Genomic DNA, 16,073 nt, shown 5'->3' on the forward strand with positions numbered 1-16,073 from the left:
TGGNNCCAGACTGTATCCTTTTTTGTTTAACAGGAAATTTCAAAGAAACTTTCTTTTTGCTATCCATGTATCTGCAGGTAGTGGTTTACTCCTGGCGCTTGATCTGAAAATGAACGGCATCATCAGACCAGATCTTATCGGTATACCGGATTTCGACGGTAGACCAGTTCAGCGGGACTTCCAGGGAAAGATATCCTTCCAGGGTTTCGCCGGGAGCGATCGTTCCATCGAGCTTTGGCTGGTCGCTTGTGGTTGCAAGCGCAGTAAATGCAGCTGCACTGTAGTCAAGTTTGGTATCGTCACAATAATTTTCAAAGCTTGCCATACTGCTGATAACCAGATCATCAGATGTCTGATTGACGATCGTCATATGGACAAACATAAATTCATTGCCTTCTGTCGGGACAGACCAGTCATCTCCTTCGGATTCTACGTAGCTGTCCATCGTGATCTCAATGCCATTGTATGTGGCGGTCTCGTTTTGCTTATAGATCTCTTTGGTGGCGTCAGCTGTCTTCTTCGGTGTCGAAGTGCCGGAAGGATTGGCAGAAGAAGTGTGCATTTTGGAAAAAAGGAATACAACCGCAATAATGATCAGGATGAGAACCAGGATGATAAACGGCAGACTTTTTTTGTGTTTCTTTTTCTTCTTTTTTGGGTTTGTTGCCTGCTCTGGTGAAGTTACATCATCAGCAGATGCATCGGACTTTGTGCCTGCGGTATCGTCTTTGGAAACCGGCGCTGGTTTGGCAGCAGGTTCATCTGTCTGAACGGAGCTGATAACTGGTTCTGGAACCGGAGCATGCTCCTGTCCGGAGGATTCATTTCCAGAAAAAGGTTTGTCTGTAGAAATTTCTTCAGTCTCTTTTTTTTCAGTGGTTTTCTTCTGAGCCTCTGCTTCCGGAACATTTTTACGCATGCTGCGCATGGCAGCTGCTGTGCTGTGGTAGATCTCCGGTCCGTTCAGGGGATCGTCGAAAAAAGCCTGCTGTCTGGCAGCCGGGCGCTTTTTTCCGGAAACAGATCCATGCTTATGAGCAGAAGATCTGGCACTTCGGGTATCTGTATCATCCGGAATCACAGCGGATGCCGGGAATCTTTTACGGCAGGTATCACAGAGATATTTGCCGGGATATTTTTTGCTGGGGCGGACTTTATGACCGCATACAGGGCATTTCATTCTAAGTTAAGTCTCCTTTATGATTCAAGTGTTCTGTTTTTTATTATAGGGGAAAATCCTGTCAAAAACAAGGAGGTATTCTTGTCGAACAGACAGAAAAGTGATATCATAGTTACTGTTTACTACCGTGTCAATCACTGCGCTGATTGGCACGGAGGATGCACGTTTTATCTTGAATGGCATCTTGCCAATCGCCAAAGGCGATTTAAAATGGCGAGATACGTTGCTGGTCACAGGTACTGTAACAGTAACATATCATATTGACTAAGTAACGTGGCAGAAAGTCGAAACTGCCAGATACAGGAAAACAAAAGAAAGCAGGGAATGATATGACATATCAGGAAATGATGGAAAACGCAAAATTATCTATGGGGCTTTACTGCAAAGCCTGTCCGGTCTGTGATGGAAGAGCATGTAAAAACCAGATACCGGGACCGGGCGCAAAAGGTGTTGGTGATACTGCGATCAGAAATTATAAAAAGTGGCAGGAGATCCGCGTGAACATGGATACGATCTGTGATGGCGGAGAGGCAGACACTTCTGTGAATTTATTTGGAAAAGAATTTAAGATGCCGTTCTTTGCAGGACCGGTTGGAGCCGTGAATCTGCACTATAGTGACAGGTATGATGATGTTTCTTATAATAATGTACTGGTATCAGCCTGTGCAGATGCCGGAATCGCCGCATTTACCGGAGATGGAGTGAACGCGAAGGTAATGGAGGCTGCAACGGAGGCAATCCGTGAAAATGGTGGATGCGGGATACCTACAGTAAAGCCTTGGAATCTGGATACTGTGCGGGAGAAGATGGAACTGGTGAAGAAGTCAGGAGCATTTGCGGTAGCGATGGATATTGATGCGGCAGGACTTCCGTTTCTGAAAAATATGAATCCGCCCGCAGGAAGCAAGAATGTACAGGAGCTTTCCGAGATTGTGAAGATGGCTGGAAGACCATTTATCGTTAAAGGCGTGATGACAGCGAAAGGCGCGAGGAAAGCAAAAGAAGCAGGTGCCGATGCGATCATCGTATCTAATCACGGAGGAAGAGTGCTGGATCAGTGTCCGGCAACTGCAGAAGTGCTGGAAGAAATTGTAAAAGAAGTGAACGGTTCTATGAAGATCCTGGTTGACGGAGGAATTCGTTCCGGTACAGACATTTTCAAGGCACTTGCACTTGGTGCTGACGGTGTGCTGATCTGCCGGCCATTCGTTGTAGCGGTCTATGGAGGCGGAGAAGAAGGCGTGAAGCTTTACATTGATAAGCTGGGAGCAGAACTCAAAGATGCCATGCAGATGTGCGGTGCACATTCTGTTTCAGAAATTACAAGAGATATGGTAAGATATTATCAGGACTAGAAAAATACCTGCAGGAGGATAATACAATGGGAATGAGAGTGAACGCAGAGCTGCCATTACCGGCAGACCTGAAAAACGAATATCCGTTATCGGATAAAATAAAAGCTATCAAGGCGAAGAGGGATGAGGAGATCCGTGATATTTTTACAGGGAAATCAGACAAATTCGTGGTGATCATCGGACCATGTTCGGCGGACAATGAAGATTCGGTATGTGAGTACGTGAACAGACTTGCAAAGTTAAATGACAGAGTATCAGATAAGCTGATGATCATTCCAAGAATCTACACGAACAAGCCGCGTACAACCGGAGAGGGATACAAGGGAATGCTGCATCAGCCGGATCCGGAGCAGGCACCGGATCTGCTTGCCGGAATCATTGCAATCCGTAAAATGCATATCAGAGCCATGCAGGAGACTTATCTGACAGCAGCAGATGAGATGCTTTATCCGGAGAACAGAAGCTATCTGGATGATATTCTTTCTTATGAAGCGATTGGTGCGCGTTCGGTTGAGAACCAGCAGCACCGTCTGACTGCGAGCGGAATGGATATCCCGATTGGGATGAAGAATCCGACAAGTGGAGATTTATCGGTAATGCTCAATTCTGTTGTCGCGGCACAGGGACCACACCGCTTCATTTATCGTGGACAGGATGTGACGACAGGTGGGAATGATCTGGCACATGTGATCCTGCGCGGCGGCGTGGATAAATATGGAACAACGATTCCAAACTACCATTATGAGGATTGTAAGAGGCTTCTGGATATGTATGAGCAGAAGAATCTGAAGAATCCGGCAGCGATCATTGATGCCAATCATTCCAATTCTAACAAGCAGTACAAAGAACAGCTCAGAATCGTAAGTGAGGTACTGCACACAAGAAATTATGATCCAAAGCTGAAAAAACTGATCAAAGGTGTAATGGTAGAAAGCTACCTGGTAGAAGGAAGACAGGATATCGGCGGAAATATGGTATATGGTAAATCGATTACGGATCCGTGTATTGGATGGGAAGATACAGTGAGACTGATCGATAAGATTGCGGAAGACTGTTAATTGTAAAAATACAGTGTATCAAGGTTGAAAAACTTTGATACACTTTTTTTTGGCAGAAATGATTGCAAAAGTACAGTATGATATATTTTCAGGGCAGATAGAATGTAGGGTGTAAAAACATGAATTGTATGTTGATGAGAAAACTTCTCAAAAATTTCTATAGACAAAATCCCACTAATATAGTAGACTATAGGTAGTTAGAAAAAGCTAACTAAAATAAATTAAAGCAAACCAATGCAAGAGGAAAACAACATGAACTGGATGCAGAAAGATGCACAGACATCAGCTCAGATGGAAATTGCATGGCAGTGCGCTCCGGTATTGACCGGTGTAAAGCCATCCAATATTCTGACCTTGAAAAATGTAAGTGAAAAGGAAGTTGCGGAAAGTCTGAAAGAGATGGGAATTTCATACAGCATGCTTTGCGACAGCGGAGCCCGAAAAGTATGGCTGATCTACAGAGAAGAAGAGATTCTTGAAATTCTTGGAAAAAAAGAATACAGCGAATTTCTTGATACACTTGGATATCAGGGATTTGAGCTTCCAGAGATGCTTCAGATCATGAATCTGAGATTTGAAGGATATCAGCATGGAAGTGCAGAATTTCCACATGAACTTGGAATTTTCCTCGGATATCCACTTGCAGATGTGAAAGGGTTTATTGAACACAACGGAAAAGATTTCCTGTATCAGGGATACTGGAAAGTGTATGAGAACGTGGAGGAACGCAAGAAAATGTTTTCTATCTACAACGTTGTAAAAGAGGAATTTATCAGGGAAATGCAGGCAGGGAAGGATCTGTGGCATGCAGCAAGAAGTGTGAGGCAGCCATTTGACATACAGCCTGCATAAATGAAGAAAACCTGGTAGATGATAGAAAGAAAAAAGAAAGGAAGAATTTAAAAATGAGTGATATTTGTGTAGCATACTGGAGCGGAACAGGAAATACAGAAGCAATGGCACAGGCAATTGGAGCAGGAATTACAGCAGCAGGGAAAAGTGCTGATGTAGTACCGATGGAGACCATTTCACCTGCTGTCTTAAAAGATCAGGCTGTCTGGGTGCTTGGATGCCCTGCAATGGGAGCAGAAGAACTGGAAGACGGAACGGTAGAACCATTCGTATCTGAGCTGGAAGGATTTGCTTCAGGAAAGAAGGTTGCCCTGTTTGGATCCTATGACTGGGGCGATGGCGAATGGATGCGTACATGGGCTGAAAGAATGGAACAGGCTGGCGCACAGATCGTCGGCGGAGAAGGACTTATCTGCCACGGAACACCGGGAGCAGATGCAATAGATGAGTGTGAGTCACTCGGCAGGGAGGTGGCTGGCTTATAAGAAATACAAACACCTTTTAAATAAAACAGAAAACCGAAAAAGCTAAATAATCAAATAAAATTATAATCAAATCAAAAACAAATAAAAATCAAAAATTAAAAGCTAAATAATCATCAAAAAAGAGCCGCTCCGTTTCTGCGGGGCGGCATACAAAAAAATCACAATCGTTATTAGAATGAATTAAGGAGATGGATAAGAATGAGCGTTGTAATTGTAGGAGGTCATGACAGAATGGTCTGTCAGTATAAAAAAATATGCAAACAGTTTAAATGTAAAGCTAAAGTATTTACGCATATGTCTGCCGATCTGAATAAGCAGCTTGGACAGCCTGACCTGTTTGTACTTTTTACAAATACAGTATCGCACAAGATGGTAAAAACCGCGCTTGATGAGGCAAAAAGAAGCAATGCGAAGGTGGTTCGCTGCCATACAAGCAGTGGTGCGGCTCTGACAGAAATTTTAACACAGGAAGCGGGAGCAGCAGTTTAAAGCATGAATTTATTTACCGGGATCATGATCCCTTTTATTGGAACAACGCTGGGAGTAGCGCTTGGATAGAATGCAGAGTGGAAAAGTGAAAAGAAATGAATGTGTCCTGGCATGAAAATTGCCTGGGCATTTTTTATTTTTTCATAGGAAATTCCAAAGGAACTTCCTATGAAATAAAAGGCACTGCGTGCCGGAGATGCGCACTCGCACGAAGATGAAGAATGTCGCAAGCGGTCTACGCTCCGCTTCGGTCGTTGCTTAACGAGCGCCGCTGGCGCTCAGCAACGCGCTCGGCGCGAGAATGTGCCAAGCTGGGCATAAACTATGAGAAACACGCTCCGCGAGTTTTTCAAGTTATCGCGGCAGTCGCCAAGGTTTCGTGCAAGCACGGACTTTGACTCGTTGCTTGCGTAAATAAAAAAGAGGTCTTTCTCACAAAAGACCTCGTACAGCGTGCGTTAGAGGATTCGAACCCCCGACCTTTTGGTCCGTAGCCAAACGCTCTATCCAGCTGAGCTAAACGCACATTTATATTGTGTGCTGAACTGTGTTGCTCAACAACAAAATTGAGTATACATCAGGAAAGATAATATGTCAAGTGCTAAAATGAAAAAAGTTAAAAAACTTTTGAGCTCATTTTTGAAACTCATTTTTGAACGGAGCGATTAAGACCGGTTTGCTGGCTCTTATTCAAGATAAGAACAGATCTGATTCCATTTGGTAAGCAGGCGTTCCTTTGACCAGGCTGCATTTGCCGGACTTGTGGACGGCAGACAGATTGCTTTTTGCTGAGTCTGTGGAAAACAGTATTTTTTATATAAGCGGTCTGCAGTGCTACCGTTGGTGAAAATCTGCCGGATGGATGCCGTCTGAAGAATCTCTGTAAGGTCATTGGGAACGACATTGCGGATACTGCTGTCACTGGAGCCTTCGATATCACAGGAGGCGATCACATCCCAGATGGCAATGTGGTGTGCAAGGAGCAGTGATTTTTTCTCTTCTATGCCGGCAGGAAGTGGTTCATCTGTAAGTGTGGCAATAAGATCCCAGAAACGGTTTCTTGGATGCCCGTAGAAAAACTGACTTTCCCGTGATTTTACAGAAGGGAAGCTCCCAAGGATCAGAATGCGGGAGTCTGTGTTAAATACAGGATGGATTTCGTGAAGTACATGTGAAGCTTCAGTCATAGGTATGCCTTCTTTCATAAATATATTCAATAAAAGGATAAGCGATACGGGAGTGAAAAGCAAGTGGGAAAAAGTACAGTCCGGGTTGCTGGTCACAGGTACTGTGAACAGTAACCAGTCCGGCAGAATGCACAAGACCGGGAATCCCTGTGACTGTCGGGGGAGTATAGAAAATGAAAAGATCAGTGACTGATTTTGGAACAAAAAGTTTGTGAATTATTGAAAAAAGTTCTGCTTGTAAAGTGGCGGATGTCAGTGTATAGTGAAGTCACTCTAATTCGATTCTAATTTTATTTCACGGGAAATCGCATCCGGTATAATAAAATACTCTGCGAAGATACGCCGGGTGACATTCTCTATTTTGAAACAGATCACAAGAAAAGTTATGATATCAGACACATGATTCGATGTAGCATTTTCAGGACAAGTTAATATGAATGAACAGACACAGGGAGGAACAGGATGGAAGAAAGAAAAGACTATGCGGTACTCCGTTTTGTGGATCAGAATGGCTGGAGTTATATGGTAAATGACTATGCAAAGGGCTGTTCTTTGATGGAGTATATCAAACAGGGGATCCGGGTGGAAAAAGAAACAGTATTTAACTGGATCAGACAGCTTTCAAAACAGCTGGAACAGTATTATCGTTGTGGAAATGAGGATGCGGCGTATGGATATGTGAACCCATATGCAGTAATCATAACCGGAGACGGAATGCTTTGCCTTCTGGATATCAATGAACCGGAAAACGAGGAACTTTTAAAGCAGATGAAGAAGAAAAAGCTTCGTATGCTTTTTGTAAGGAAAGAAAGGGTTCTTTCGCAGAAGACAGAGCGGTCAGATGATTTGTATGGTCTGGCAAAGATAATGGAATTTACAGCAGAAAAATGTCTGGAGCCAAAGGCATTTACACGGAAAGAAGAGCGAGTCTGGAAAAGAATGCTTGGAAAGTGTTATAGCAGTGGGAAAAATGCCATAAAAGTATTGAAAAATATGCAAAAAGAAATTGGTTTTCTGGAAAAGGAAATGGAAAGACCGAGGGATAAGGTTTCGGCAAAAAAGATTTTGCTTGCGATTCTGGCGGTTTGTATCATGAGTGCAGCAATCATCGGAGGGACAGTGAAAAAGCCGGAAACAAAAGCGATTGCAGCGGATCAGGATCAGCCAGAGGCGGGAGCTCAGGAAGGAGCAACAGAGGTTGTGGAACAAAAGGGGGACAGTCCTTATCTGGAAATGGGACTTATTTATTATGTAGCGTGGGAAGATTATGTGAACAGCCTGGATAGTCTCGATAAGGAAATGCAGGAGACAGAGTTTTCCGATGCATACCGGGTGGTCATAGCGAGTCTGGAAGAAGGGAGTATACAGCAGCAGGAGGATGGATTAAACGCAGAAGATGCAGTAAAAAATATATTAGATGAATTGGAGAAACGTGCAGAAAAAATACAGATGAAAGCGTATTTGTACCAATACCCGCTATTGAAGGTAAGTGTTCTGGAAGAGAGTGAAAAATGGAACAGGCTGACAAAGAGAATTGGTGAGGAGATGATTAGAAGACAGACGTGGTACCGGTGGGATACAAATGGAGAAAAGGAGTGTGAGGTTAGAAAATATCTTGCAGAAAGCTATTTTAAACTTGGTGAGAATTTAAAAGCGGCTGAACAATATGAACAGATCAGAAAATTAGAATCGAATGAAGAAGAATTAGAAGAGATTTATGAAAAGTTGCAGTTAATTTATGAAGAAGTGCAGGAATATGAAAAAGTGTGGGAGATCAGCAGGGAGGCGATTGAAGTATTACCGGATTCAGAAAGGTTGTGGATGAACTATCTGGAGCGTTATTGTGAAAATCCGGAAATGGAAAGAGAATTATGTGCAGAAGCAGTAAAAAAGGCCATCCAGGCAGTTCCTGAGCTTGCAGAATCAGAAGCATTTAAACAGCTTCAGGGAAAATATAAAATTGTGATCGATGGAGAAAATATCCGGGTTGGAGAATAAAATGCTGAAAGGAGCTTTTGAAAAAGTCCCATAAAAGGGAGGATGCCGGGTGACTTAAAAGCCCCCGGCATGTATTATGAAAAAGTTATTCTATTATTAACTTCTGCACGTCTTATTAAATAATTTGTTTGAAATCTTTTATGTTCTTCATTTGATGATTCTAGTATATAAAACACTTGTGAAGAAAGAGTGTTTAACAAATGAAGGTTTTTTGAAAGATAAATGAACAAATTGTGAACAAGACTATTTGCGGAATGCGAAGTATGGAAGCCCATCTTTCATAGGTACTTCTACACTTCCCTGGATCAGTGGGCGGGCATAAGCGATGAATTCATCTCCGATGTCGGAACCGTCTTTTGTGATCCATTCTTCAGGAACAGCTTTTTCTTTATTGCAGATTTCGTTCACGTCTGCAGTTCCGAATTCAAGGATGTATGGGTCATCACTCTTACGGATAAAGTTGATCATCTTTCCTGTTTCACCGTCTAAAGCGGCACTTACAGCAAAACGGCCGGAAGCAGCGGCTTCGTCCAGATCTGTGGCAGATAAACAGGAGGAAGAGCATCTCTGGCAGACATTGAGCTCCACAGAGCGTACTTTGATACCAAGTTTTTCTTTTACAAGATTTTCAAGATACTTTCCGGAGCCGGTCAGCATTTTATGACCGAAGGTATCTGTGCCGACATCACTTGCAAGCTCGCAGACAAAGGTTCCGTTACCATCATTGATTCCTTCGGAAATGCAGACAACGAGATTAGAAGTTTTAGTAAGCTTTTCTTTTACCTTTTCGATAAATGCATCCGGGGAGAAAGCAACCTCCGGAAGATAAATAAGAACCGGATTATCGTCTTCAAATTTGCGGGCAAGAACGCTTGCGGCGGTCAGCCATCCGGCATGGCGTCCCATGATCTCGACGATGGTGACAGATGGTTTATTATCATAGACAGAGGCATCAATTGCAATTTCGCGTACTGTAGAAGCAACATATTTGGCAGCACTTCCGTAGCCAGGGGTATGATCGGTCAGAACCAGATCGTTGTCGATGGTTTTCGGAACTCCGATGATGCGGATATCACTTCCGACTGTTGCTGCGTAGCGGGATAATTTACTTACGGTATCCATAGAATCATTTCCGCCAATATAGAAGAAATAGCTGATTTCTTTTTCGGTAAATTTCTGGAAAAGTTCAGGATAAACCGGATCAGAAAGATCTTCCGGTAATTTATAACGGCAGGAACCAAGATAAGAACCCGGTGTGGTGCGGATACGTTCCAGTTCGCCATTTTCTTTTAAAGATGCCATGTTCATTGTGTGATCGGCAAGAAAACCTTCGATACCGTTGACCATACCGATGACATTATCAATCTCCGGATTTGCCAGACCTTCTGAGACAACACCATAGAGACTTCCGTTGATTACAGCAGTAGGACCACCTGATTGTCCGACCAGTAAATTGTGATTCATAGTTGAAATCCTCCTCTTTATTCATAGTAATCATATAGCTTTAACTATAGCCGAAAAATGTGAAATTTACAATATCAGTTGGAAAACAAAAAGAAATAGGCTATACTAGGAACGTGAGCTTTAAATTGAGAAGGAGAATACACATGAAATATATATCGTTTGCGATTCCGTGTTATAACTCGGCAGCTTATATGGACCGGGCAGTGGAATCTATTTTAAAAGGTGGAGAAGATATAGAGATCATTATAGTTAATGACGGATCAAAGGATGATACTTCAAAGATTGCGCATGAATATGAAGAAAAGTATCCGACGATCATCCATGCAGTTGATAAAGAAAATGGTGGACACGGAGATGCGGTCAATGTAGGTCTTGACCACGCAGAGGGAAAATATTTTAAAGTTGTGGACAGTGATGACTGGGTAGATGAAGAAGCACTGTACAAGATTCTGGATGTTCTGAAAAAGTTTGAAGAGGAAGAAAAGCAGGTGGATATGCTGCTTGCCAACTATGTATACGAAAAAGAAGGAATGGAGCACAAGAAAGTGATTGAGTACAAGAATGTGCTTCCACAGGAAGAGATTTTTGGCTGGAATGATGTGAAGCATTTCCATCTGGGACAGTATATTCTGATGCATTCTGTTATTTACCGGACAGATTTCCTGAAATTATGTCAGCTCAGGCTGCCGAAGCATACGTTTTATGTGGACAATATTTATGTTTACTATCCACTCCCGCATGTGCGTAAGATGTATTACATGGATGTGGATTTTTATCGTTATTACATTGGAAGAGAAGATCAGTCTGTCAATGAAAAGGTGATGATCAGTCGTGTGGATCAGCAGATCTTTGTCACAAAGAGCATGATTGATATGTATGATATGCGTAAGATTTCTAATAAAAAACTGCGGGCCTATATGACTAATTATCTTGCAATTATGATGACGGTGTCTTCAATTCTTCTGATTCGTTCCAAAAATGCAGAGAATCTGGAAAAGAAACGGGAGCTGTGGCAGTATCTGAAGAAGAATCACTACGGAACTTATTGGAAGATCCGTTACGGAATCCTTGGACAGACCATGAATCTTCCGGGCAGATCAGGAAGAAAGATTTCGTCTCTGGCGTACATTGTGGCGAGAAGAATTGTCGGATTTAATTAAAATTCGTTCTTGACATTTCCGAAGAGAAGACTATAATAACGATTAAAGAAAATATGGTTCACCAAAATTCGTTGATGAGAACAAAGTCGTATCCGTCATTATTTTCAGAGAGCCTGTGGATGGTGTGAACAGGTAATAACCGGGTAAGGATATCCTCTCTAAGAAGCGGGTCCAAAGCAGAAAAGTATCTGCAAGTAGACTTCGCCGGGATCCACCGTTATATGGATAGCATATGTTGGTATGTGAAGTGCCGCAGATTATTTTCTGTGGAATTAGGGTGGTAACGCGGATTTTATTCGTCCCTTTTCAGATTGATTCTGGAAAGGGACTTTTTTGTTTCATAGGAAGTTCCTATGAAACAAAAGGCACATTCCTTTTTATTGTTGTGTATACAAAAAATCCTGTGAGTTTTGTTATCGGAAGATTAGAAGAACAGTTTTGCGTGGACGAAAAGAAAAAGGAGGAAACTGTAATGAAAGCATTACAAAAAGCAAGCAAATTTTTATCAGACTATACATCAGTGGTGGTAATCGCTATTGCAGTAGTCACATTCTTTGTACCGGCAATGATGGGATGGGTAAATAACCCATTGTTCGTTGATCCGGTATCCAACAAGTTCACCTGTCAGTCGATTATCATCGGAATCATCATGTTCAGCATGGGACTGACACTGACAACCGAAGATTTTAAGATTCTGGCACAGAGACCTTTTGATATCTGTATCGGTGCAATCGCACAGTATCTGATCATGCCATTTCTTGCATTTGCACTGACGAAAGTACTTCAGCTTCCGGATGGAATTGCACTTGGTCTGATCCTTGTAGGCTGTTGTCCGGGTGGTGTATCCTCCAATATCATGTCTTATCTGTGTGGCGGAGATGTGGCATTTTCCGTAGGAATGACTACGGTATCCACAATCATTTCACCGGTTATGACACCGCTTATGGTTTCACTTCTTGCAAGCGGAACACATATTACGATCAAAGGACTTCCGATGTTTGTATCTATTGTTGAGACCGTTATTGTTCCGGTAGCTTTCGGATTTTTACTGAATTATCTGTTTGGAAAGAAAAAGACATTTACAGAGCTTCAGAAAGTAATGCCTGGAGTTGCAGTACTTGGACTTGCATGTGTAGTTGGCGGAGTTGTTTCTTCGCAGGGAGACAAATTCTTTGAATCAGGAGTTGTAATTTTTGTGGCAGTATTTCTTCATAATGGACTTGGATATCTGCTGGGATACGGCGCAGGAAGACTGACTGGTATGAATACTGCAAAGAAGAGAACGATCTCCATCGAAGTTGGGATGCAGAACGCCGGACTTGCTACCAACCTTGCAACCACAACGGCACAGTTTGCGGTGGCACCGGAATCTGCAATTATCTGTGCTGTATCCTGTACATGGCATTCTATCTCAGGAACACTTCTTGCAGGATTATTTGCAGCATATGATAAGAGAAAAGCAGGAAAGCGTGCGAATAAAAAGCAGGCTGCAGAAAATGTAGCATAAAATACAGAAATAATTTCGGAATGATCGTCATAAAATATCAGGAATAACTTACAGGGCGTAAGAAGATATGGAAGATCAGAAACTGGAAAATCTTTTAAATCTGGCACTTGGAGCGACGGATGAAGAAAGAGAAAAATCATTGAATCTGGATGTCGGGTATCATCCGATTGACAGGGAATGGGAATTGATTATTAAATATTCGGGCAATCTGGACCAGGTAAGAGATCTGGCGAGTCAGGTGGTTGAGCTTCAGAATGAGTACGCAATCATTCGGATCAGTCAATCCGGAATTGATATACTTTCAGATATTCCGGAGGTAGAATATATAGAAAAACCGAAACGTTTATTTTTTCAAATAGCAAATGGAAAGCGGGTATCCTGTATCAATGAGGTACAGGATATCCGCTTTCTTAATCTGCGTGGACAGGGTGTACTTGTGGCGATTATTGATTCAGGGATTGATTATGCGAATGAAGATTTCCGAAATGAGGATGGAACGACAAGGATAAAGGTGCTGTGGGATCAGTCGCTAATACCGGATGCGGATGAGGAAAAGAATCCACCAAAAGGCTATCGGATGGGAGTGGAATTTACCCAGGAGCAGATTAACAGGGCACTTGAGACTGCTTCGACAGAGGAAAGGAGAAGAATGGTGCCAAGTCAGGATATATCCGGACATGGGACTGCCGTTGCAGGGATTGTTGCCGGAAATGGGCGAGGAAGCGGAAAGCTATATGCCGGTGTGGCGCCAGACAGTGAATTAATCGTAGTAAAAATGGGTTCACCTATGCCAGATGGATTCCCGCGAACGACAGAGCTGATGCAGGCATTGGATTATGTGGTGAGGAAATCGCTGGAGGTGCGGATGCCGGTGGCGATTAATCTGAGTTTTGGAAATACCTATGGCTCTCATGACGGAAGAAGTCTGTTGGAGCGGTATATCGATGATCTGTCGAATTTCTGGAAGAGTGTGATCTGTGTGGGAACGGGAAATGAGGCAGCAAGTGCAGGACATACGTCCGGGGTGATGCAGGAAAGGAAGGAAGAAAGAATACAGCTTGCAGTGCAGTCGGAAGAACCAACGCTGAATATTCAGATCTGGAAAGCGTATACGGACGAAGTGGAAATTTCATTCGTATCTCCGGCAGGGACGCAGATTGGACCGATTCAGTCTGTTCTCGGTCCGCAGAGATTTCGGATTGGAGATACGGAGATTTTATTATATTATGGAAAGCCGAGCCCGTATAATGTGGCACAGGAAATTTATATCGATATGATTCCGGTGACGGATTATATTACGTCGGGAGTCTGGCAGATTATCCTGAATCCGACAAGGGTTGTGGAAGGACAGTATGATCTGTGGCTGCCAAGTGAGAATGTACTAAACCGGGGGACGGGATTTCTGTATCCGGATGAAGAAGTGACCTTAACGATCCCTTCGACTGCGGAAAAAGTGATATCGGTTGGAGCGTATGATGCGCTTACTTTTTCCTATGCACCTTTTTCAGGAAGGGGATATACCTGGCAGGATGAAAGGACGAAGCCGGATCTTGTGGCGCCGGGAGTGAATGTCAGGACGGCAGCAGTTGGCGGAGGGATGACTACGGTGAGTGGAACTTCTTTTGCGACGCCTTTTGTAACCGGAGCGTCGGCACTTTTGATGGAGTGGGGGATTGTGAGAGGGAATGATCCGTTTTTGTATGGGGAAAAGGTGAAGGCGTATCTCCGGCGCGGGGCGAGAGAGCTGCCGGGATTTGAGAAGTATCCGAATCGGGAGGTGGGGTATGGGGCAATTTGCGTAGTACAAAGTATTCCGCAGGAGTGAAAAACAAATAGGGGAGGTAGTTATAGATTATATTTTGTATATACTATGGTGCTGGAATATAAGAAAAAGTTTAGAGAGTGATTTGAAAAATGCAAAATTATTATAACTACTATTAAAGGTGGGATGATATAATAAATACAGTGAATTTTGATAAATATTCACAAGAAAACGCAGAATATGATTTGAAAAACCGAAAATAAATCAACAGGTAAGGAGACAATGTATGTCAGAACAGGAAAAGAACACTGAACAAGGCGTTCACAAGCGCCGCGCAAGATACAAAGGAAAATATCCACGAAAATTTGAAGAAAAATACAAAGAATTACAGCCGGAGAAATATCAGGACATGATTGCCCATGTCATTCAGAAAGGAAATACACCTGCCGGAATGCACATTTCGATCATGGTGCAGGAAATTCTTGATTTCCTGAAGATCCAACCGGGAGAGGTAGGATTTGATGCAACGCTTGGCTATGGCGGACATACAAAAGCGATGCTGAAATGTCTGGAAGGAAAGGGGCACATTTATGCGACTGATGTGGATCCGGAAGAATCTGCAAAGACAAAAAAACGTCTGGAAGAACAGGGATTTGGTGAGGATATTTTAACAATCCGTCTTCAGAACTTCTGTACTATCGATGAGATCGCAAAAGAAGTTGGGGGATTTGATTTTATTCTGGCTGATCTGGGTGTGTCTTCCATGCAGATTGACAACCCGAAGAGAGGATTTTCTTTCAAAGTGGACGGACCTCTGGATTTGCGACTGAATCAGGAAAAAGGGATCAGTGCAGCCGAGAGACTGGATACAATTTCAAGAGAAGAACTTGCCGGGATGTTATATGAAAATTCGGATGAGCCGTATTGTGAAGAACTGGCAAAGGCAATCACCGAAGAAATCCGGAAAGGACACCGGATTGATACTACGACAAAGCTGCGTCAGGTGATCGAACAGACCTTGTCTTTCCTTCCGGAAAATAAGGAGAAAAAAGATATCATCAGGAAGACCTGTCAGAGGACTTTCCAGGCACTCCGAATTGACGTGAATCATGAATTTGAAGTACTCTATGAATTTATGGAGAAGCTGCCAGGGGCTTTGAAACCGGGGGGAAGAGTAGCGATCCTGACGTTCCATTCAGGAGAAGACAAACTGGTGAAGAAAGCTTTAAAAGCAGGATATCGCGAGGGAGTTTATTCCGAATATGCCAAAGATGTAGTCCGACCTTCGGCAGAAGAGTGTGCACAGAATGGGCGTGCAAGATCTACGAAGATGCGCTGGGCTGTGAAGGCAGAGCATTCTGATTGTGGCGCTGGCAGCGGCATTTGTGATCATTAATCTGGTAGTGAGAAAAATATTCGGTATTCTGGAAAAGCAGAGATGAACTTGAAGATCAGAAACGACAGAAAGAACTGAAAGCAGCAAAAAAAGGGGCAAAAAAGAATTTGTACTTTAGTCTACAAATTCAGATGCCGGCATGATATACTGTATGGAAAAGTTATGAAATATCTGGTATCA

General features: G+C 43.0%; 13 protein-coding genes, 1 tRNA gene and 1 other annotated feature. Of the genes, 10 read left to right on the forward strand and 4 right to left on the reverse strand.

All coding sequences use genetic code 11. The annotated features are described in order from the left end of the window. Positions 1-85 precede the first annotated feature (85 nt). Positions 86-1,180, reverse strand: a complete 1,095-nt coding sequence (locus tag ACYQ5K_RS10815; RefSeq protein WP_173689156.1) for a DUF4352 domain-containing protein — start codon at positions 1,178-1,180, stop codon at positions 86-88. A 329-nt stretch (positions 1,181-1,509) separates the two neighbouring features. Between ACYQ5K_RS10815 and ACYQ5K_RS10820 the strand changes: the two genes are divergently transcribed. The 5 genes from ACYQ5K_RS10820 (at position 1,510) to ACYQ5K_RS10840 (ending at position 5,419) form a co-directional block, all read left to right on the forward strand. Further along, positions 1,510-2,535, forward strand: coding sequence for an alpha-hydroxy-acid oxidizing protein (locus ACYQ5K_RS10820; protein WP_173689155.1), 1,026 nt, complete (start codon positions 1,510-1,512; stop codon positions 2,533-2,535). Positions 2,536-2,561: 26 nt separating this feature from the next. Next, entirely contained in the window at positions 2,562-3,593 is a 1,032-nt protein-coding gene (locus tag ACYQ5K_RS10825) for a 3-deoxy-7-phosphoheptulonate synthase (RefSeq protein WP_173689154.1), read from the forward strand. Positions 3,594-3,845: 252 nt separating this feature from the next. Next, the gene (locus tag ACYQ5K_RS10830; protein WP_173689153.1) at positions 3,846-4,445 is read left to right on the forward strand and encodes a DUF3793 family protein; all 600 of its coding nucleotides are present in this window, start codon (positions 3,846-3,848) and stop codon (positions 4,443-4,445) included. A gap of 53 nt (positions 4,446-4,498) precedes the next feature. After that, the gene (locus ACYQ5K_RS10835; RefSeq protein WP_173689152.1) at positions 4,499-4,930 is read left to right on the forward strand and encodes a flavodoxin; all 432 of its coding nucleotides are present in this window, start codon (positions 4,499-4,501) and stop codon (positions 4,928-4,930) included. A gap of 198 nt (positions 4,931-5,128) precedes the next feature. Continuing rightward, positions 5,129-5,419 carry a DUF2325 domain-containing protein gene (locus ACYQ5K_RS10840; RefSeq protein WP_173689151.1) on the forward strand — a complete coding sequence of 97 codons (291 nt, stop codon included), beginning with the start codon at positions 5,129-5,131 and terminating at the stop codon, positions 5,417-5,419. Between the two features lie 452 nt (positions 5,420-5,871). On the opposite strand, the gene ACYQ5K_RS10845 is transcribed toward ACYQ5K_RS10840, so the two are convergent. Together ACYQ5K_RS10845 and ACYQ5K_RS10850 are read right to left on the reverse strand one after the other, a co-directional pair. Next, positions 5,872-5,945, reverse strand: a tRNA-Arg gene (locus ACYQ5K_RS10845). 160 nt (positions 5,946-6,105) lie between these two features. Further along, a complete protein-coding gene (locus ACYQ5K_RS10850) occupies positions 6,106-6,606 on the reverse strand; it encodes a DNA-deoxyinosine glycosylase (RefSeq protein ID WP_173689150.1) in 501 nt (166 codons plus the stop codon). A gap of 462 nt (positions 6,607-7,068) precedes the next feature. Between ACYQ5K_RS10850 and ACYQ5K_RS10855 the strand changes: the two genes are divergently transcribed. Further along, on the forward strand, positions 7,069-8,604 hold the full coding sequence (locus ACYQ5K_RS10855; protein WP_459777552.1) for a hypothetical protein: 1,536 nt from the start codon (positions 7,069-7,071) through the stop codon (positions 8,602-8,604). Between the two features lie 243 nt (positions 8,605-8,847). Here ACYQ5K_RS10855 and ACYQ5K_RS10860 read toward each other — a convergent pair whose 3' ends face one another. Continuing rightward, positions 8,848-10,068 (reverse strand): 6-phosphofructokinase, encoded by a 1,221-nt coding sequence (locus ACYQ5K_RS10860; RefSeq protein WP_178025736.1) that lies wholly within the window; start codon positions 10,066-10,068, stop codon positions 8,848-8,850. Between the two features lie 143 nt (positions 10,069-10,211). On the opposite strand from ACYQ5K_RS10860, the gene ACYQ5K_RS10865 reads away from it, so the two are divergent. From ACYQ5K_RS10865 to rsmH, 4 genes are all read left to right on the forward strand, one after another. Then, positions 10,212-11,228 (forward strand): glycosyltransferase family 2 protein, encoded by a 1,017-nt coding sequence (locus ACYQ5K_RS10865; protein WP_173689147.1) that lies wholly within the window; start codon positions 10,212-10,214, stop codon positions 11,226-11,228. A 62-nt stretch (positions 11,229-11,290) separates the two neighbouring features. Then, positions 11,291-11,535 (forward strand) — a binding site (T-box leader). Positions 11,536-11,700: 165 nt separating this feature from the next. Then, complete coding sequence (locus tag ACYQ5K_RS10870) at positions 11,701-12,735, forward strand: bile acid:sodium symporter family protein (protein ID WP_173689146.1); 1,035 nt, start codon at positions 11,701-11,703, stop codon at positions 12,733-12,735. Between the two features lie 67 nt (positions 12,736-12,802). Then, positions 12,803-14,560, forward strand: coding sequence for a S8 family peptidase (locus tag ACYQ5K_RS10875; protein ID WP_178025737.1), 1,758 nt, complete (start codon positions 12,803-12,805; stop codon positions 14,558-14,560). 223 nt (positions 14,561-14,783) lie between these two features. Further along, positions 14,784-15,893, forward strand: coding sequence for a 16S rRNA (cytosine(1402)-N(4))-methyltransferase RsmH (rsmH, locus tag ACYQ5K_RS10880; RefSeq protein ID WP_178025738.1), 1,110 nt, complete (start codon positions 14,784-14,786; stop codon positions 15,891-15,893). Positions 15,894-16,073 lie beyond the last annotated feature (180 nt).

This window comes from Allocoprococcus similis (assembly GCF_054660775.1).

Bases quoted from the DNA above. Each gene is read 5' to 3' on its own strand.
- ACYQ5K_RS10820 (WP_173689155.1), top strand. From the start codon at position 1,510: ATGACATATCAGGAAATGATGGAAAACGCAAAATTATCTATGGGGCTT.
- ACYQ5K_RS10855 (WP_459777552.1), top strand. From the start codon at position 7,069: ATGGAAGAAAGAAAAGACTATGCGGTACTCCGTTTTGTGGATCAGAAT.
- ACYQ5K_RS10850 (WP_173689150.1), bottom strand. From the start codon at position 6,606: ATGACTGAAGCTTCACATGTACTTCACGAAATCCATCCTGTATTTAAC.
- ACYQ5K_RS10875 (WP_178025737.1), top strand. From the start codon at position 12,803: ATGGAAGATCAGAAACTGGAAAATCTTTTAAATCTGGCACTTGGAGCG.
- ACYQ5K_RS10865 (WP_173689147.1), top strand. From the start codon at position 10,212: ATGAAATATATATCGTTTGCGATTCCGTGTTATAACTCGGCAGCTTAT.
- ACYQ5K_RS10830 (WP_173689153.1), top strand. From the start codon at position 3,846: ATGAACTGGATGCAGAAAGATGCACAGACATCAGCTCAGATGGAAATT.
- ACYQ5K_RS10840 (WP_173689151.1), top strand. From the start codon at position 5,129: ATGAGCGTTGTAATTGTAGGAGGTCATGACAGAATGGTCTGTCAGTAT.
- ACYQ5K_RS10860 (WP_178025736.1), bottom strand. From the start codon at position 10,068: ATGAATCACAATTTACTGGTCGGACAATCAGGTGGTCCTACTGCTGTA.
- ACYQ5K_RS10870 (WP_173689146.1), top strand. From the start codon at position 11,701: ATGAAAGCATTACAAAAAGCAAGCAAATTTTTATCAGACTATACATCA.
- ACYQ5K_RS10825 (WP_173689154.1), top strand. From the start codon at position 2,562: ATGGGAATGAGAGTGAACGCAGAGCTGCCATTACCGGCAGACCTGAAA.
- ACYQ5K_RS10815 (WP_173689156.1), bottom strand. From the start codon at position 1,180: ATGAAATGCCCTGTATGCGGTCATAAAGTCCGCCCCAGCAAAAAATAT.
- rsmH (WP_178025738.1), top strand. From the start codon at position 14,784: ATGTCAGAACAGGAAAAGAACACTGAACAAGGCGTTCACAAGCGCCGC.
- ACYQ5K_RS10835 (WP_173689152.1), top strand. From the start codon at position 4,499: ATGAGTGATATTTGTGTAGCATACTGGAGCGGAACAGGAAATACAGAA.